The sequence below is a fragment of the Bacillus sp. FSL K6-3431 genome (genome assembly GCF_038002605.1).
Taxonomy (GTDB): domain Bacteria; phylum Bacillota; class Bacilli; order Bacillales; family Bacillaceae_C; genus Lederbergia.
In genome coordinates this window covers 3,272,563-3,290,074 of sequence record NZ_JBBOCT010000001.1, presented here as the reverse complement: position 1 = coordinate 3,290,074, position 17,512 = coordinate 3,272,563, and the positions used below count along the sequence as shown (strand labels likewise).

The window sequence follows — 17,512 nt, the reverse complement described above, 5'->3', positions numbered from 1 at the left end:
AAAGGAATGAATTCTAGATGAATAAAGATGTATTTATAGACAAGTTAAAAGATCAAGGAATTGTCCTTGATTCACGTCAACTTGAACAATTTGAGAGATACTTCGAATTACTTGTTGAATGGAATGAAAAAATGAATTTGACAGCAATCACTGAAAAAGAAGAAGTGTATTTAAAACACTTTTTTGATTCAGTGAGTGCGGCTTTTTTTGTGGATCTTCAACAACCGATCAAATTATGTGATGTTGGAGCTGGCGCTGGATTTCCTAGTATACCAATGAAAATTTGTTATCCAAATTTAAATATTACCATTGTAGATTCTTTGAACAAAAGAATTACTTTTTTGGAACATTTATCTAAAGAGCTAGGATTAGTAAACACTCATTTTTATCATGATAGAGCGGAAACATTTGCAAAAAATCAAGCATTTCGAGAACAATTTGATATCGTAACAGCACGGGCAGTAGCAAGAATGTCAGTATTAAGCGAACTGTGTTTACCTTTAGTAAAACAGGGAGGTCAGTTCATAGCTATGAAAGCAGCTAATGCTGAGGAAGAGCTGACTGCAGCTGATAATGCAATCAAACAACTCGGGGGGAAGCTATCTACAGTGCATTCTTTTACATTGCCGATAGAGGATAGTGAGCGAAATATTATCGTAATTAAGAAAATCAAAAAAACGCCTAATAAATTTCCCCGAAAACCCGGTACACCAAATAAAATGCCTTTAGAGTGAGCTGTTTAGCCTAATTTCGAGGAAATTAGCAGTTGTTTTGCAGGATAATGCTAAATAAAATAGAATGATGTATTAAAGGGAGTTCTATTAAGGTGGTGTAGAAGGATGAAGCATCCTTTCTCTCGTTTATTTGGTTTGAGCGACAAGGAATTGCCGATAGAAAAAGAAGTGGCAGAAGAGCGGGATGAAGTACGGAAAATACCAGTTACTGATATTGTTCCAAATCAATTCCAACCAAGAACGATTTTTGATGAGTCAAAAATTGAGGAATTGGCTAGAACGATTCATACACATGGAATTATCCAGCCAATTGTGGTTAGAGAATCATCCGGTGACCAATTTGAAATCATTGCAGGAGAACGCCGTTTTCGTGCGGTCCAGATGCTCGGTTGGGCAGATGTGCCGGCAATTATTAAAAATTTAAGTGATGCCGAAACTGCATCAGTAGCATTGATTGAGAATCTTCAGCGTGAGGAATTAACGCCGATTGAGGAAGCGATGGCATACGGAAAACTTTTGGAAATTCATGATTTGACTCAAGAAGCCTTGGCCCAGCGACTTGGAAAAGGACAATCAACCGTTGCCAATAAACTACGGCTTTTAAAGTTACCAGAAGAAGTGCAAACAGAATTATTGAAAAAAAGAATCACAGAGCGCCATGCGCGTGCATTGATTCCATTAAAGGATCCAACAAAACAAATTCAGGTAATGGAACTCATTATTGAAAAAAGTTTAAACGTGAAGCAGACAGAAGAACAAGTGGTCAAACTTTTGTCTACAGAAACACCTAAACGTAAGGCAAAGCGCAAAGCAGTTAGTAAGGATATGCGTATAGCTGTAAATACAATTCGCCAATCACTGTCAATGGTCACCGATAGCGGGATTAATCTTGATGCTGAAGAAGAAGAATTCGAGGACTTTTATCAATTTACAATTAAAATACCAAAGAAAAAGCCTTGAGCTAGACAATAAAGGAACAACGGCCAAGGTAACCACGTCATGTGGCAACGCCGTTGTGACTTGCATCGTGCGAGCCTTAGCTACAGCGCTTTGTTCATCGAAGCATGTACAAAAATGGAACATTTGTTAAGTTCACTATGTTGTGTAGGGGCTGAATTCTAAAAGTGAGAAACTTGCAGATCGAGTTTCTCACTTTTCTCTATAAAAATTTATAATCATAATCTTTTTTTGTATTAAACAGTAAATGAAGGAAATTGTTTGCTAGAATAGAAGATAAGACAGTTATTTTTAGAGGAAGTAAAAGGTAGGTGACATCGTTGGGGAAGATTATTTCCATGGCCAATCAAAAAGGCGGCGTCGGAAAAACGACCACCTCAGTTAATTTGGGGGCCTGTTTAGCATATATTGGGAAGAAAGTACTCCTGATTGATATTGATCCTCAGGGAAACGCAACAAGCGGAGCTGGGGTTGATAAAGGTGATGTCCACCAATGTATTTACGATGTACTCGTAGATGATGTGGATATCAAAGATGTAATAATAGCAACTAAATTAGAAAACTTCTCCATTGTTCCGGCAACTATTCAGCTTGCGGGCGCTGAAATTGAATTGGTTCCTACAATATCAAGAGAAGTTCGATTAAAACGTGCCGTGGATCAGGTAAAAGATGAATATGACTATATATTAATTGATTGTCCTCCATCGTTGGGCCTGCTCACTCTCAATTCGTTAACTGCATCTGATTCTGTACTAATTCCAGTTCAATGTGAGTATTATGCACTAGAGGGATTAAGCCAGCTTTTAAATACAGTACGTTTAGTACAAAAACACTTAAATAATGAATTGATGATTGAAGGCGTTTTATTAACGATGCTCGATGCTCGAACAAATTTGGGACTTCAAGTCATCCAGGAAGTGAAAAAATACTTTCAAAATAAAGTATTTAAAACAATAATACCCCGTAATATTCGGCTTAGTGAGGCGCCAAGTCATGGCGAGCCGGTTATTGTTTATGATCCAAAGTCTAGAGGTGCGGAAGTTTATTTAGAACTTGCAAAGGAAGTGGCTGAACATGGCTAAAGGTCTCGGAAAAGGGATTAATGCTTTATTTGCAAATATGGATATTAATAAAGAAGAAGCGGTACGAGAAATAGACTTACAAGAAATTAAACCTAATCCTTACCAACCTAGAAAGGTCTTTGAGGTGGAAGCGATTGAGGAATTGAAAAACTCCATTTTAGAACATGGGATTTTACAGCCAATTATTATTAGAAAAAATATTAAAGGCTATGAAATTGTTGTGGGAGAGCGACGATTTCGTGCAGCTAAAGCAGCAAAACTAGAAACAATTCCTGCAGTTGTTCGTGAATTGAATGATCGTCAAATGATGGAACTCGCAGTGTTAGAAAATCTACAAAGGGAAGACTTGACCCCTATTGAGGAAGCTACTGCCTATCAAACTTTATTGGATAAGCTACATATAACACAGGAAGAACTAGCAAAAAGATTAGGTAAAAGCCGTCCGCATATCGCCAATCACGTTCGACTGTTATCACTACCTGAGCATATTCAACTATTTATAACTGATGGAAAGCTTTCAATGGGACATGGACGTACATTACTAGGGCTGAAAAGAAAAGAAAAGATAACATCTATTGCTGAAAAAATCGTAAAAGAAGGCTTGAATGTTCGTCAGCTAGAGAAGCTAGTACAAGAAATGAATGAAAATGTTCCACGTGAAACAAAAGAGCCTATTCCTAAAAAAGATGTATTTATAGAAGGTTATGAGAATAGTTTGCGGGAAAAGTTTGGTACTACAGTTACGATTAAGCAATCAAAACGAAAAGGGAAAATAGAAATAGAGTTCTTAACGAAAGAGGATCTCGCTAGGATTTTAGAAATTCTTGAGTGATATAATTTCCGCCTTCTCCTAAAGTGTGTGGCCTTTATGATGCGAGTACAACGATTTTGCCAAGACCCGTGGCGCTCCTAGTCGTTACTCCTTCTCTTTAATTGAAGGGATTTGCCGTAATAGGTGAAATTATGGTGCTTTTAGGTACGTTGATGAATGGAATATGTATTATATTAGGAACAATTTTTGGAAAGTTCCTACACCGGATTCCGGATAAAATGAAAGCAACATAAGCCCGGAAAAAATGCTATGTCTTAGCGTTTCTTCTGGGCTTTTAGTTATTTCTTTCTTTATTCTTTACCGTCAATAAATCGATTGATTGTATCTAAGTCAGACTCTATTCCATTTTTGTTTTGGATTACGTCATCATACCATTTTTCTATTTGTATCATTTCATCATCTGTTAGTAAATTATCAATTACCTTTTTGTGTACAATATGATTAATTAATGCGACGCGTTTTTGGTGGTATGGCTTCTGTTGCATATATCGATCTAGGATCTCTGAATTAAATAACTCACCTAATTTAATTACCCCATTGTTAATATGCTCTTCACCATAGATAGTAGATGCTGCGATAGCAATTTTTTCTTCAAAATTTGTATAAGTAGATATATTATGTAAGTATGTTTTCATTAATTTGCGTGTTTCACCTATTATTAAGTGTGCTTTTTCTTTATCTTCTTGTGATAACTGCTTTGTTCGGTTAAATTCATTTCCTATTTCTTCAATCGTGTCAAGTAAAGGGGAAATTGTATTTATTTGAATATGTTCATTCGAATTTTCTAACATAGAATTTATTTTTTCAAAAACAAATAAGCGCTGTAAATAACTATTCAGTAAAATAATGCCATTGTATTGTAATATAACGTTCATATTAAACTCCTTTCCTATTGGCGAAATAGTCAGTTATTAATTTATTATACACAATTAAAAGACAAGGTGATATGATAAACGCAAAATAAACTCAGAAGAGCAATTCCAATTGGGATATACCTTCTAAGTTTATTTTTTTATTAAATAGATGATTCTTGATCTATATCCCATTCTAACTGTAAAAATGACATTTTATCGTAATATTCTTTATCAGCTTTGATGATAGCATTTGCCATTTGCTTTGCCATTTTCATTACTAGATTTAATCTCGTATTTTGAAGAACTAATAATTCCATATACCCGCCGACATTTACTACACCTGTAATATGAATGTCTCCTACCGGAGAAAGCTCTTTATTCACTGCAGCGCCGGGTTTGACGGGGCCAATACCAAGTTTTATTGAACCGATATTACTTAATTTCCCGAGACAAGCGTCAATTCCAATAATAAAGGGGCGGAAATGAGTATGATGAATAAGTTGTAATTTTTCATCTAGATTTACAGCATGAACCGGGTCATCTAAAGTTCCATATAATTGAAATCGTCGTAGTCCTGTTTCCTGAAGAAATGTCCCAACCAATGGGCCAAGCGAATCACCTGTTGATCGATCAGTTCCAATACAAACGATAACCACTGTTCGGTATTTACTTGGAGGAAGAAGCTCAATGAGGCGTTTAGAAATTAACTTATCTGATGCGTGATCATCAAATTTTACCCTAAATTCATTTTGGTTATTTTTACTTAAAAGAGGATGTGGCTTCATCTATTTCACCCCTTTCTTTACTTAATTCTCTACTATTGGAACAGTATCCCAGCTTCATTAGTAGGGGGAGACTAGTGCTACAGATGTGGTTTTTCTTTAACTAAGGATATACGATTTATTTATATAAGATAGTATACGGAGAAAATTTCTATTCTATACACGGTAAAGAAGAAATTAGACGTCAATCTATGCAATTCATATGAAAGTTGTTAAAATAGATACACATTATGTTCTTTTGAACGAGTGTAAAGGGTAGGTGCAGCATTAATGAAGGAAAATATTGGGAAAACTTTTTCATCTATTGAAGAAAAAATATTTGATCAAGATTTATGGATTAAATTTGGTATAACTGGTTTAAAAATTATTCTCATTATTATTATAGCGACATTGATTGTAAGAGTTGGAAAAGCTGCAATTGGTAATTTGTTAAACATTAAATCAAAATCACGGTTAAGAATATCTGAAAGACGAGAAAATACCCTCGTGAAATTACTACAAAATATCCTAACTTATTCTATTTATTTTATTGCTTTTGTTACAATTCTTTCAACGCTAGAGATTGATATTAAAGGGATACTTGCAGGTGCGGGTATTTTAGGTGTGGCTGTTGGTTTTGGAGCACAAAACCTTGTTAAGGATGTTATTGCAGGCTTTTTTATTATTTTCGAAGATCAGTTTTCCGTTGGTGATGAGGTGAAAATAAACTCATTTGCGGGAAAAGTGCAGGAGATTGGACTACGTACAACGAAGGTTCTTAATTGGACTGGGGAATTGTATATTGTTCCTAATGGAAGTATTACTGAGGTAACGAATTTTTCAATATATAATAGCATTGCAGTAGTAGACTTTTCTATTAATTACGAAGGTGATTTACATAAAGTAGAAGGTGTCATTGAACTACTTTTATCGGGGTTACCGAAGAAATATGCAGAGATTATTGATACTCCAGAGCTATTAGGTATTGAACGATTTAATGGTGATGAAGTAGTCTTTCGTATTACAGCGGAAACAATTCCGTTAAAACATTGGTATATAGCTCGTCAAATTCGCAGAGAGTTAAAATTAGAGCTTGATTCACAGCTTCCAGAAATAAAAAATACGGAAAGTCATCAGGGGGAATAGGAATTGGAAAAAAAGGAATTCAATCTTCATGATGTTGTTGAAATGAAAAAGGCTCATCCATGTGGCACAAACCGTTGGGAAATTATTAGAATGGGCATGGATATTCGGATAAAATGTGAAGGCTGTAACCATAGTGTTTTGTTACCACGCAAAGACTTTTCTAGAAAAATTAAGAAGATTTTACAAAGGCACGAAGAATAATCTCGAGTTCTACAGGATACAAATCATACAGTCGTTGCCATAGGATGTCGTAATCCGGATTGGTGTTCATATATACCTTCATCCATAAAGTCAAGCATCCTATATTTGTGCTAATCTGTGTTAACCAAGGCGCTTGCGCTTTTCTGATTGACTCACTATAATGATGAAAGGTATATAGGGGAAGGACATTAGGTCCTATTCCAAGGAAGAGGAGTGAGCGATATGGCACTTACAGCAGGCATTGTTGGTTTGCCGAACGTTGGTAAATCAACATTATTTAATGCTATTACGAAAGCAGGCGCAGAGGCTGCTAACTATCCATTCTGTACGATTGATCCAAATGTGGGGATTGTGGAAGTCCCAGACTATAGACTGCAAAAACTAACAGAGCTCGTTAAACCAAAGAAAACAGTGCCGACGGCCTTTGAATTTACAGATATTGCTGGAATTGTAAAAGGTGCTAGCAAAGGGGAAGGACTTGGCAATAAGTTTTTATCTCATATACGCCAAGTTGATGCTATTTGTCACGTTGTTCGTTGTTTTGATGATGGAAATATCACACATGTATCAGGAAAAGTAGATCCTCTTGATGATATTGATACAATCAATCTTGAACTTATTCTTGCTGACCTAGAATCTGTCGAGAAACGCATCGTTCGGGTAGAGAAAATGGCTAGGCAAAAAGATAAAGAAGCGATGTACGAATTTGAAATATTAGATAAAATAAGAACTGCTCTTGAAGCGGATCAACCAGCACGTACATTAGAATTTACAGAAGATCAAATGAAGCTTGTTAAAGGTCTACACCTTCTAACTAGCAAACCTGTCTTGTACGCGGCAAACGTAAGCGACGATGATATTGCAGACCCTTCCACTAATGAATATGTGCAAAAGGTACGCAAGTTTGCACAGGAAGATAATGCAGAAGTAATCGTGGTATGTGCAAAAATTGAAGAAGAGATTGCTGAATTAGACGATGACGAAAAAACAATGTTTCTTGAAGAACTTGGTATTGAAGAATCTGGACTCGATCTCCTTATTCGCGCAACATATGACCTCTTGGGACTAGCTACTTACTTTACAGCCGGTGTTCAAGAAGTACGCGCATGGACGTTCATCCAAGGAATGAAGGCACCGCAATGTGCAGGTATCATTCATACCGATTTTGAAAAAGGATTTATCCGTGCAGAAACTGTTTCTTATGATGATTTACTTACAGGTGGATCAATGGCGGCTGCACGTGAAGCTGGAAAAGTAAGACTAGAAGGAAAAGAATACCTTGTAAAAGATGGAGATGTTATACACTTTCGTTTTAACGTATAAGGCGCCTTATAAGGTGTCTTTTTTTTGCGTTGCTACTTTTTTTGAAAAAGATGTAGAAGGGAAAAAGAGTGTGGAAGGAGAAGTATACATCAGACTAAGATTCAAACAAAGTGAAAGATAGGAAAGGGGAACCTTATGAAAGAAGTAGTTATTATCGAAGCTGTGAGAACACCGATTGGTAGAAAAAATGGGGTATTGTGTGGCATTCGATCAGATGAACTACTTGCATTGGTATTAAAAGAACTTTTAATCAGGGCAAATATGGAAGCGGCACTCATAGAAGATGTGATTGCTGGTTGTGTGACGCAAATAGGCGAGCAAGCTGGAGATATTGCTCGAATTGCAAGTCTTATTGCTGGATTTCCAGTACAAGTACCGGGCGTTACCCTTGATAGACAGTGTGGATCGAGTCAACAAGCGATTCATTTTGGTGCTCAAGCAATATTAAGTGGTGATATGGATGTGGTGATCGCTTGCGGAGTAGAGAATATGTCGCGGGTGCCGATGTTTTCAAACTTACAAGGTACGAAGCATAGCAGACTTTTGACTGACAAATATAAAATAATCAATCAAGGTTTATCAGCAGAAAAAATTGCCGAACAATGGGGATTCACAAGGGTAGAGTTAGATCGATTTTCTTTACAAAGCCATCATAAGGCGATCGTGGCCATAAATGAAGGTAGATTTGATCGGGAAATGATGCCAATTTCTGTTGGAGAAGTCACTATTAACAGGGATGAAGGACCGCGTGAAAATACATCAATGGAAATACTTTCCGGATTGGAACCGCCTTTTTTAACCGGTGGAAAAGTAACGGCAGGTAATGCCAGTCAAATTAGTGACGGTGCTTCAGCCATTTTGCTAATGTCAAAAGAGAAGGCTGAAGAACTTAATTTAAAGCCACGCTTTCGAATTGTTGCCCGATCTGTTATTGGGTCGGATCCTACATTCATGCTTACTGGGCCGGTACCTGCGACCGAAAAGGTGCTTCAAAAGGCAGGTATGGAGCTTTCTGATATTGACTTATTCGAAGTGAATGAAGCATTCGCTTCTGTTCCGCTATTCTGGCTGAAAGAAACTGGAGTGGATCCTAAAAAATTAAATGTAAACGGTGGTGCAATAGCATTAGGACATCCGCTAGGTGCGAGCGGAGCACGGCTAATACAACACTCTTACATGAATTGGAGCGAACTGGTAAACGCTGGGGTTTACAGACTATTTGTGAAGGCTTTGGTATGGCAAACGCCACGATTGTTGAGCGAATAGACTAAAGAAATAAACTACTATCGTCTAAATAAAACACAAATGGAAACATTTACATGTCATAAACATTCGCTTTCTTCAAAAAATAGAACGAATCATTAGTAAGTCATGCTTTTGATTTGGATTAGAAGAAAGGGGTGTGCTGCTTGAAAGTTTTGCGGCGAATTGCGTTAGCTCTAGTAATTATTGGTGCGATTAACTGGGGTTTAATTGGATTATTTGAATTCGATTTAGTCGGGTCAATATTTGGAGGAACTACTTCTGGTTTCGCTCGATTTATTTACACTTTAGTCGGAATCAGCGGAATCATTTGTATTGGATTACTGTTTAATTCTGATACGGTTGATGTTCCTGCAAGGGAAGAACACAGGGGTTTTACCGAGCCTAATTACGGAACAGAATTTGCGGAAGAGCCAGACCTTGATAAGCTATACAATCCTTCAAGGGAAGCATATGAAAATGAAGACCCAGAAGAAGAAGAATTACATTAAATAAAAATCCGGCGAGAATGAAAATTCTCAGCCGGTTTTTTGGTTGCTGAGGATTATCTATAATTAGCCATACGTATACGGTTTTAGTTACCACTTTCTAATTAAATTTGCTAGACATCAATATAAAAGTTTAGAAAAACTTCAAAGATATTGCTAATGTTGGACAACTATGCTATACTTACTCATTGTGAGTAATGAAAATTGCTCCTTGCTCTTTTACACCAAAAAGAGCCGCATAGTCCATAAGGAGGTGACAAACGATGAGAAAGTACGAGATCATGTACATTATCCGCCCAAACATTGAAGATGAGGCGAAAACAGCAGTTACTGAGCGATTCGATAATATCCTAACTTCTGAAGGAGCGGAAATCATCGAATCAAAAGATTGGGGTAAGCGTCGACTTGCATATGAGATTAACGATTTCCGTGACGGATATTACCGTTTAATCCAAACGAATGCAAAACCTGAAGCAGTTCAGGAATTCGACCGTCTTGCGAAGATCAGTGGCGATATCATTCGTCATATTGTTGTTAAAGACGAAAAGTAAACTTAAATGTTTCACGTGAAACATTTTATAAAGAAGTATATAGAGAAGAGGTTGATTCTGATGATGAACCGAGTTGTATTAGTAGGACGATTAACAAAAGACCCAGATTTGCGCTATACTCCAAATGGCGTAGCAGTAGCAAATTTTACGTTAGCAGTTAACCGCACTTTTACGAATCAACAGGGGGAGCGGGAAGCTGACTTTATTAACTGTGTAATTTGGCGTAAACCGGCGGAAAACGTTGCTAACTATTTGAAAAAGGGTAGTTTAGCAGGTGTTGATGGCCGCATCCAAACACGTAATTTTGAAGGTCAGGATGGTAAACGTGTATATATCACGGAAGTAATGGCAGACAGCGTTCAATTTCTTGAGCCTAGAAGCGGTGGATCACAAGAACGCAGCGGTAACTTTGGAGGAAACCAATACGGTGGAGAACAAAGAGGCCAGGATAACTCCTATGGGCAAAATCAGAATCAACAACGTAGTAATCCAAACAATAATCAAAACAATAATCAAAGTTTTACCCGAACTAATGAAGATCCATTCTCAAATGATGGGCAACCTATCGACATTTCTGATGATGATCTTCCATTCTAAACTCAAAAGCAGATGCACCTTGTGACCTCGAAGGGCTTGGGCTGAAGCTGCTGGATGAAATAAATACAAAGGGAGGTTATTACTATGGCAGGTGGACGTAGAGGTGGACGTAAACGCCGTAAAGTGTGTTTTTTCACATCAAACGGTATTACACACATCGATTATAAAGATGTTGATTTACTAAAGAAATTTGTTTCAGAGCGTGGGAAAATTCTTCCACGTCGTGTAACTGGAACAAGTGCAAAATACCAACGTAAATTGACAGCAGCAATTAAACGTTCTCGTCAAATGGCTCTTTTGCCATTTGTTACAGGTGAATAATATACAAAAAGAGTAGCAAGGGATTCCTTGTTGCTCTTTTTTTGTTTTTATAAATCCATTACTAATTGATGCTATTGATTCTTTTTTTATGTCAAGGTTTATTATAAAGTACGCTAATCGGCTAAACCTCTACAATTACATGTAAAATATGGTATTTTTTTAATATATTAAACTTTTGGCTTTCTTTGTCGAAATACATATAGTGAGTGATAATTGGGAGGAGCCATTGTTTATATGTTCAATTCAATAAAAACGAAGATAATAGGTACAGTCGTGCTTTTAATCATTGCATCTGTAGCAATTATTATATCTATTAGTAGTAATCAAGTTAAAAATAGGACGGAAGCAAATTTAATCATTCAAAGTGAGGGAACGGTAGCTGAATTAGGAAATTCAATTCAATATTTTTTGGGACAATATGAGAGAAGTTTGGACCAACTTTCTCATACATGGACAATTAGGAATTATGCCCTAATCCTAGCTAACAAAGACAAAAATGTAACAAATGACATAAAAACACTACTGGAAGAGGAATTTAATACTTATATTGATAATTATGCGGAGTCTACCTCTGTTTTTATTTCCCTACCTAATAAACATACAAATATTATTCCATATGCGGATCTTGGCAAATTTGATCCAACAACTAGATCTTGGTATCAACTTGCATTTGAAGAAACAGAAAAGGTCAACTGGAGTAACCCTTATGTAGATGAAGCAACAGGTGAGTTTGTCATTACAGCTTCCAAAGCGCTAGTTGTAGATGGCTCTGTTATTGCTGTTGTTGGAGTGGATATAAATCTATCTACTTTGACGGAAAAAATTTCGGCTAGTAAGTTTGGCTTTAATGGATTTCCTTTTATTCTCGATGCGGAAGGGACGGCTATCATACATCCAACGCTACGTGGAGAGAATATATCGAAAAAATCGTATGTTGCTAAAATGTATAACGATAAACAAGAAGGAGTTATTCGTTATACACTTGATGGAGAACGCAAATTAAATATCTTTCGAACTCTACCAGATGTAGGCTGGAAACTAGGGGTAATCTATCCTGAAAAAGAAATTGGAAAGGTAGCATCAGAAGCAAATAAGATTGTTTTTTTGGTGGCTTTAGCCACGGTAATATTCACCGTAATTGTTTTGGTTTTGATGATTAGCAGAATGATTAGACCACTTTTTAAATTAGAGCAAACGATGAATAAAGTGGCAGAAGGAGATTTAACTGTACGTTCTGATATCCAATCTAAAGATGAGTTTGGGCAATTGGCAAATAACTTTAATAAGATGGTTGATAGTATGAACCGTTTGATCTCAGTAGTAAATGATTCTGTTGATAATGTAAGGGAGTCTGCTGAAAGTTTGAGTGCTGCCTCAGAAGAAACAAATGCAGCGGGTGAGGAAATGGCAATTGCTGTAAATGAAATTGCGCAGGGTGCATCGAGATCTGCTGAAGATGCAGAACAAGTTAGTGAGAATTCCCACTTGCTAGTTAATCAAATTGATATTATTAACGAGCGGACCTCCATAATGGCGGAAAGCGCCGATAGAGCCGGAGCAATAAATTCAGTAGGTCAGGGACAGATGCAAGATTTGAAAAATTCATTCAACGAATGGAAAGATAACTTACAATCCATGACTAATGTGATTGGACAGATGGATCTCAAAGTACATGCAATTGGTAGTGTAATGGAGACGATAACAGAAATATCTTCCCAGACTAATTTACTTGCTTTAAATGCTAGCATTGAGGCGGCTAGAGCAGGGGAACATGGAAAAGGCTTTGCTGTTGTTGCAGAAGAAGTTCGCAAATTAGCTGAGCAGTCTGCTCGCTCAACGGAAGAAGTCAAAGTTACTGTTCAGGAACTACAGAATGGTGCACAACAAGTATCGAAGCAAATGCTGGATACAAGTGAGAACTTCCAAGTGCAAGAAAAGGTTGTAAAAGACACAGAAGTGACCTTTGGAGAAATTTCTATACTACTTCAAGAAATGCAATCATCTATTGATACCGTGTTTAGTGAAGTGCAAAAGGTAACAGTTTATAAAGAAGATGTAGATAATACGATCCAAACGATGGCTGCTACTTCAGAAGAAACAGCAGCAGCATGTGAGCAAGTAAGTGCCTCAACTGATGAGCAGTTGCGTGCGATCCAGTCTGTCGCTGAATCAGCAGAACAACTCACAAACTTGAGTCATGAATTGCATGAGTCCATCAATCATTTTAAAATATAAACGGTATAATTGGAGGGCACTGAAAAAGTCCTCCTAATACAATGCAAGGATCTATTAATACTGTTGTTTTCCGCTCTAGGCGGCGCTTTCCGAGGGCGTGCGGTGTGCCGCCTGGCAAACAGGATGTTGGTTACGAAGCCGTTGCCACACGATGTGGCGACTTTAACTTTAGGCTTCGTTCCGTAATAGCTCCTTGCAGGGTCTCACCTGTCACGCTAATCCCCAGGAGTCGCCGCCTTCCGCTCCAATCAACTTGGTCTTATAGTGTTGTTCCATTCATACAAACGCAGCAAGGTGCTTTAAGTGCTTTATACATTCTGGGGAATCTGCATACCAAATAAACCTAACGAACATTCATTTTTTCGCAAGGTCATCTGTGCTATAGTTGAGTTTCTTCTTATGAATTAGCTTTAGCTGATTCGTAATCATAGAGGATACCGTGTTGAATAATTGGGAGATGTTTCTTTTATTAGAAACATCTCTTTCTTTAATCAACGCCGCAAAGTTGAACCTTGGGCGAATCATCGGTAAAATAGAAAAGGTATATATAAGCTAAAGAGGTGTAATAGTGAAAAATACCCGAATGTTGACTGAAGGAGCACTGATGCTGGGGATATTTGTAGTGTTATTGTTTGTTTCCATGTATGTGCCTTTAGTAATGATTGTGACTCAATTGTTTTTAATTCTTCCATTCCTATTGTATAGCGCTAAATATCCGTTAAAAAACGCAGCAATTTTATTGGTTGGGGCTATGCTTATTGCTTTTATCATTGGATCGATTGTAGCTGTCCCATTTGCTTTCATAAATGCGACGATTGGTATAGTGATGGGGTACGGTATTAGAACTGGAAAAAGTAAGGCAATTATTTATTTGTCTTCAAGTATGGCGTTTCTATTTAATATAGTGCTGTTTTATATGATAGCTACTATATTTTTGTCTGTGAACTTTATTGAAGAACTTGGTCAGTTATTTAAAACGTCTATGGACCAATATACGCAAGCTTTAGAATCATTTGGACAAGCTCCTCCAGCAAAAATGCATGAACAAATGAATGAGATGATCCAATTAATGGGCACTATGGCTCCGACATTATTGATTATATTGTCCTTTTCTACTGTTTTATTGTTGGTTATTATCAATTTTCCAATTGCCAAGCGCCTAGGGGTGAATGTGCCGAAGTTTGGTACATTTCGTGAATTGAAATTACCTAAAAGTGTTTTGTGGTATTATCTTGTTGCTTTAGTATTAACGCTTCTTGTTCAACCTGAATCTGGAACATATATGTATATGGTTTTAGTGAATGGTGCTTTTATTTTACAAGCATTGTTAGTCATTCAAGGTTTGGCATTTATTTATTTCTACAGTCATTTAAAGAAATGGCCATTAGTGTTTCCTATATTGGCAGTGATTTTAACACTTTTTTTCCCGATCTTTCTATCTATCGTACGAATGTTAGGTATAATTGATATAGGATTTAATCTAAGAACTTACCTCGATAAAAAATAATGAAGGAGTTGAAGGAATGCCTTCCTATGTAAAATCACGAAGGATGCGCTATCCTTTCTATACTATTTTGGTTATGTCAGCTGTTCTTCTTGTTATTGTTGGCCTCCAGTACTGGTGGCTATCGATAATGGGGGCTATCATACTTATAGCGTTAACCTTTGTAGCTATTAAAATCGAGACCGATATGGTTACATCCATAGAAAAGCATATATCTACATTGTCGTATAGAGTGAAAAAGGTCGGCGAAGAAGCTCTATTAGAAATGCCAATTGGGATTATGCTCATTAATGATGATTATTATATTGAATGGACAAATCCATTTATGGCATCATGTTTTAATGAAAATACACTCGTTGGTCGATCCTTATATGATGTAGGGGAATCGATTATACCACTTATTAAACAAGAGATAGAATCAGAAATCGTCACTTTAAACGAAAGAAAGTTCCGTATATATTTTAAATCAGAGGAAAGACTTTTATATTTCTTTGATGTGACTGAGCAAATCGAAACAGTAAAACGCTATGAAATGGAACGCAATGTGATCGCAATTATTTATTTAGATAATTACGATGATGCGACACAAGGAATGGATGATCAGTCAAGAAGTGAATTAAACAGTACAGTAACATCATTATTAAATAAATGGGCGCTCAACCATGGCATTTTTCTAAAAAGGACATCCTCGGAACGTTTTGTTACACTGTTTAATGAAGAAATCTTACGTGAGTTAGAGAAGGATAAGTTTTCAATACTGGATGTTGTCCGAGAAAAGACATTGAAACAAAATACTTCCCTTACATTAAGCATCGGGGTTGGCTTTGGGGTTTCTTCGCTCCCGGAACTCGGTATCCTTGCTCAATCAAGTTTGGATCTAGCGTTGGGGCGTGGAGGAGACCAAGTGGCGATAAAGCTGCCTAATGGTAAACTACAATTTTATGGTGGAAAAACAAATCCGATGGAAAAGCGTACAAGAGTTAGAGCTCGTGTCATTTCACATGCTTTAAAGGAATTAATGATTGAAAGTGATAAAGTGATCGTAATGGGTCATAAATATCCTGATATGGATGCGATCGGTGCATCTATCGGTATTAGAAAAGCTGCTGAAATGAATCAGCGTGAAGGTTATATAGTGATTGATTTTGCAGAAATTGATACAGGTGTTAGACGGTTGATCGAAGAGATGAAAGGCTATCCCGAATTATTCTCTTGGTTAATCACGCCAGAAGAGGCAATGGAACTGATGACAGATAATACCCTTCTTGTTGTTGTTGATACACATAAACCATCCTTGGTGATTGAGGAGAAGCTCTTAGGTAAAACGGAACGCATCGTCGTCATTGATCATCATCGCCGAAGCGAAGACTTTATAAAAAAACCATTGCTCGTTTATATGGAGCCATATGCATCGTCAACGGCAGAGCTTGTAACAGAGTTACTTGAATACCAACCAAAAGGTGAAAAAATCAATACACTTGAAGCAACTGCATTATTATCAGGTATTATTGTAGATACGAAGAGCTTTACATTGCGGACGGGGTCAAGAACATTCGATGCAGCCTCCTATCTACGCTCACTTGGTGCAGATACGGTCATGGTCCAGAGGTTTTTAAAAGAAGATGTGGAGACGTATATTAAGCGCTCAAGATTGATTGAAACGGTTGAGTTTTACAAGGCTGGTATAGCGATTGCGACAGGAACAGACGATGAAGTATATGATCCTGTAATGATTGCGCAAGCCGCTGATGCATTATTGACAATGGATGGTGTATCCGCATCATTTGTTATATCTAAGCGTGAGGAAGACGTGGTGGGCATAAGTGCTCGTTCACTAGGAGAAATCAACGTACAAGTTGTTATGGAAGCACTTGGAGGTGGTGGACACTTATCCAATGCTGCTACTCAACTACAAGGATTGAAAGTCATTGAAGCAGAGTTGAAATTAAAACAAATATTAGATGATTATTTGGAAGGGAGTCAAGAAAAATGAAAGTAATATTTTTAAAAGACGTAAAAGGAAAAGGTAAAAAAGGTGAAGTGAAGGATGTAGCGGTCGGTTATGCGCAAAACTTTTTAATTAAGCAAGGGCTTGCGGTAGAGGCTACAGCTGGCAGCATGAAGTCTTTGGATAATCAAAAGAAAAAAGAACAAAAAGCGGCTGAAGAAGAAGTTGTGGAAGCGAATCAATTGAAAGAAAAGATTGAGAATTTGCAAGTAGAATTAACAGCAAAGTCTGGTGAAGGTGGTCGATTATTCGGTTCTATTACAAGTAAGCAAATTGCAGATGAATTGAAGAAGGCACATAATATTAAAGTAGATAGACGCAAATTTGTCTTGGATGACGCAATACGTTCATTGGGTGTAACAAAAGTTCCGTTAAAACTTCATCAACAAGTTACAGCAACGGTCCATGTACATGTAAAAGAAGGAAACTAAATTTTCCATACTTCAAATCAAGTTTCCATGGTAGAATAGAGCTAGCATAAAAATGTGATACGGTTCAGGCCGATCACATTTTTTCTATGAGGCCTGTATGATTTGGTGCCCATAAATATTCCTTTATCAAATGTATGTTCAAAAAGGTGGAAAAAAAGGGCCTAAGATCACCACGTCCTGTGGCAACATCGGCACTAGGACATCCTGTCCGTCGAAGTTCTTTG

At 37.2% G+C, this 17,512-nt stretch carries 17 protein-coding genes and 2 pseudogenes; 17 read left to right on the top strand and 2 right to left on the bottom strand.

All coding sequences use genetic code 11. The features are described 5' to 3' along the window. Positions 1 to 17: 17 nt before the first annotated feature. From rsmG to MHB53_RS15885, 4 genes are all read left to right on the top strand, one after another. Positions 18 to 734 carry a 16S rRNA (guanine(527)-N(7))-methyltransferase RsmG gene (gene rsmG, locus MHB53_RS15900; RefSeq protein ID WP_340920136.1) on the top strand — a complete coding sequence of 239 codons (717 nt, stop codon included), beginning with the start codon at positions 18 to 20 and terminating at the stop codon, positions 732 to 734. 105 nt (positions 735 to 839) lie between these two features. After that, a complete protein-coding gene (gene noc / locus MHB53_RS15895; protein WP_340920134.1) occupies positions 840 to 1,694 on the top strand; it encodes a nucleoid occlusion protein in 855 nt (284 codons plus the stop codon). A gap of 317 nt (positions 1,695 to 2,011) precedes the next feature. Continuing rightward, positions 2,012 to 2,773, top strand: a complete 762-nt coding sequence (locus MHB53_RS15890) for a ParA family protein (RefSeq protein ID WP_340920132.1) — start codon at positions 2,012 to 2,014, stop codon at positions 2,771 to 2,773. Continuing rightward, a complete protein-coding gene (locus tag MHB53_RS15885; RefSeq protein ID WP_340920130.1) occupies positions 2,766 to 3,605 on the top strand; it encodes a ParB/RepB/Spo0J family partition protein in 840 nt (279 codons plus the stop codon). Before MHB53_RS15890 ends, MHB53_RS15885 begins: the two co-directional genes overlap by 8 nt. Before the next feature lie 290 nt (positions 3,606 to 3,895). Here the strand turns inward: MHB53_RS15885 and MHB53_RS15875 are convergent, their stop codons facing one another. Both MHB53_RS15875 and yyaC read right to left on the bottom strand, forming a co-directional pair. Continuing rightward, positions 3,896 to 4,480 carry a hypothetical protein gene (locus tag MHB53_RS15875; protein ID WP_340920128.1) on the bottom strand — a complete coding sequence of 195 codons (585 nt, stop codon included), beginning with the start codon at positions 4,478 to 4,480 and terminating at the stop codon, positions 3,896 to 3,898. 140 nt (positions 4,481 to 4,620) lie between these two features. Next, a complete protein-coding gene (gene yyaC / locus MHB53_RS15870) occupies positions 4,621 to 5,244 on the bottom strand; it encodes a spore protease YyaC (protein ID WP_340920126.1) in 624 nt (207 codons plus the stop codon). Between the two features lie 267 nt (positions 5,245 to 5,511). On the opposite strand from yyaC, the gene MHB53_RS15865 reads away from it, so the two are divergent. The 13 genes and pseudogenes from MHB53_RS15865 (at position 5,512) to rplI (ending at position 17,288) form a co-directional block, all read left to right on the top strand. Continuing rightward, on the top strand, positions 5,512 to 6,366 hold the full coding sequence (locus tag MHB53_RS15865) for a mechanosensitive ion channel family protein (RefSeq protein WP_340920124.1): 855 nt from the start codon (positions 5,512 to 5,514) through the stop codon (positions 6,364 to 6,366). Between the two features lie 3 nt (positions 6,367 to 6,369). Beyond that, positions 6,370 to 6,567, top strand: coding sequence for a DUF951 domain-containing protein (locus MHB53_RS15860; protein WP_340920122.1), 198 nt, complete (start codon positions 6,370 to 6,372; stop codon positions 6,565 to 6,567). A 222-nt stretch (positions 6,568 to 6,789) separates the two neighbouring features. After that, positions 6,790 to 7,890: a redox-regulated ATPase YchF gene (gene ychF, locus MHB53_RS15855; RefSeq protein ID WP_340920120.1), complete on the top strand. Its 1,101-nt coding sequence runs from the start codon at positions 6,790 to 6,792 to the stop codon at positions 7,888 to 7,890. Positions 7,891 to 8,025: 135 nt separating this feature from the next. Next, positions 8,026 to 9,161 (top strand): annotated as a pseudogene (locus tag MHB53_RS15850) (thiolase family protein). 138 nt (positions 9,162 to 9,299) lie between these two features. Continuing rightward, entirely contained in the window at positions 9,300 to 9,644 is a 345-nt protein-coding gene (locus tag MHB53_RS15845) for a DUF378 domain-containing protein (protein WP_340920118.1), read from the top strand. Positions 9,645 to 9,904: 260 nt separating this feature from the next. Continuing rightward, a complete protein-coding gene (gene rpsF / locus MHB53_RS15840; RefSeq protein WP_340920116.1) occupies positions 9,905 to 10,192 on the top strand; it encodes a 30S ribosomal protein S6 in 288 nt (95 codons plus the stop codon). 60 nt (positions 10,193 to 10,252) lie between these two features. Next, a complete protein-coding gene (ssb, locus tag MHB53_RS15835) occupies positions 10,253 to 10,789 on the top strand; it encodes a single-stranded DNA-binding protein (protein WP_340920114.1) in 537 nt (178 codons plus the stop codon). 84 nt (positions 10,790 to 10,873) lie between these two features. Further along, positions 10,874 to 11,110, top strand: coding sequence for a 30S ribosomal protein S18 (rpsR, locus tag MHB53_RS15830; protein WP_340920112.1), 237 nt, complete (start codon positions 10,874 to 10,876; stop codon positions 11,108 to 11,110). A gap of 234 nt (positions 11,111 to 11,344) precedes the next feature. Beyond that, positions 11,345 to 12,403 (top strand): annotated as a pseudogene (locus tag MHB53_RS26430) (HAMP domain-containing protein); the annotation flags it as partial. Then, positions 12,398 to 13,345 carry a methyl-accepting chemotaxis protein gene (locus MHB53_RS26425; protein WP_445661528.1) on the top strand — a complete coding sequence of 316 codons (948 nt, stop codon included), beginning with the start codon at positions 12,398 to 12,400 and terminating at the stop codon, positions 13,343 to 13,345. The pseudogene MHB53_RS26430 and the gene MHB53_RS26425, both read left to right, overlap by 6 nt. Positions 13,346 to 13,913: 568 nt before the next feature. Then, positions 13,914 to 14,852, top strand: coding sequence for a YybS family protein (locus tag MHB53_RS15820; protein WP_340920107.1), 939 nt, complete (start codon positions 13,914 to 13,916; stop codon positions 14,850 to 14,852). A 16-nt stretch (positions 14,853 to 14,868) separates the two neighbouring features. After that, positions 14,869 to 16,842 (top strand): DHH family phosphoesterase, encoded by a 1,974-nt coding sequence (locus MHB53_RS15815; protein ID WP_340920102.1) that lies wholly within the window; start codon positions 14,869 to 14,871, stop codon positions 16,840 to 16,842. Next, positions 16,839 to 17,288: a 50S ribosomal protein L9 gene (gene rplI / locus MHB53_RS15810; RefSeq protein WP_340920100.1), complete on the top strand. Its 450-nt coding sequence runs from the start codon at positions 16,839 to 16,841 to the stop codon at positions 17,286 to 17,288. Before MHB53_RS15815 ends, rplI begins: the two co-directional genes overlap by 4 nt. Positions 17,289 to 17,512 lie beyond the last annotated feature (224 nt).

Bases quoted from the DNA above. Each gene is read 5' to 3' on its own strand.
- rsmG (WP_340920136.1), top strand. From the start codon at position 18: ATGAATAAAGATGTATTTATAGACAAGTTAAAAGATCAAGGAATTGTC.
- noc (WP_340920134.1), top strand. From the start codon at position 840: ATGAAGCATCCTTTCTCTCGTTTATTTGGTTTGAGCGACAAGGAATTG.
- MHB53_RS15885 (WP_340920130.1), top strand. From the start codon at position 2,766: ATGGCTAAAGGTCTCGGAAAAGGGATTAATGCTTTATTTGCAAATATG.
- MHB53_RS15875 (WP_340920128.1), bottom strand. From the start codon at position 4,480: ATGAACGTTATATTACAATACAATGGCATTATTTTACTGAATAGTTAT.
- yyaC (WP_340920126.1), bottom strand. From the start codon at position 5,244: ATGAAGCCACATCCTCTTTTAAGTAAAAATAACCAAAATGAATTTAGG.
- MHB53_RS15865 (WP_340920124.1), top strand. From the start codon at position 5,512: ATGAAGGAAAATATTGGGAAAACTTTTTCATCTATTGAAGAAAAAATA.
- ychF (WP_340920120.1), top strand. From the start codon at position 6,790: ATGGCACTTACAGCAGGCATTGTTGGTTTGCCGAACGTTGGTAAATCA.
- rpsF (WP_340920116.1), top strand. From the start codon at position 9,905: ATGAGAAAGTACGAGATCATGTACATTATCCGCCCAAACATTGAAGAT.
- ssb (WP_340920114.1), top strand. From the start codon at position 10,253: ATGATGAACCGAGTTGTATTAGTAGGACGATTAACAAAAGACCCAGAT.
- rpsR (WP_340920112.1), top strand. From the start codon at position 10,874: ATGGCAGGTGGACGTAGAGGTGGACGTAAACGCCGTAAAGTGTGTTTT.
- MHB53_RS26425 (WP_445661528.1), top strand. From the start codon at position 12,398: ATGGTTGATAGTATGAACCGTTTGATCTCAGTAGTAAATGATTCTGTT.
- MHB53_RS15815 (WP_340920102.1), top strand. From the start codon at position 14,869: ATGCCTTCCTATGTAAAATCACGAAGGATGCGCTATCCTTTCTATACT.
- rplI (WP_340920100.1), top strand. From the start codon at position 16,839: ATGAAAGTAATATTTTTAAAAGACGTAAAAGGAAAAGGTAAAAAAGGT.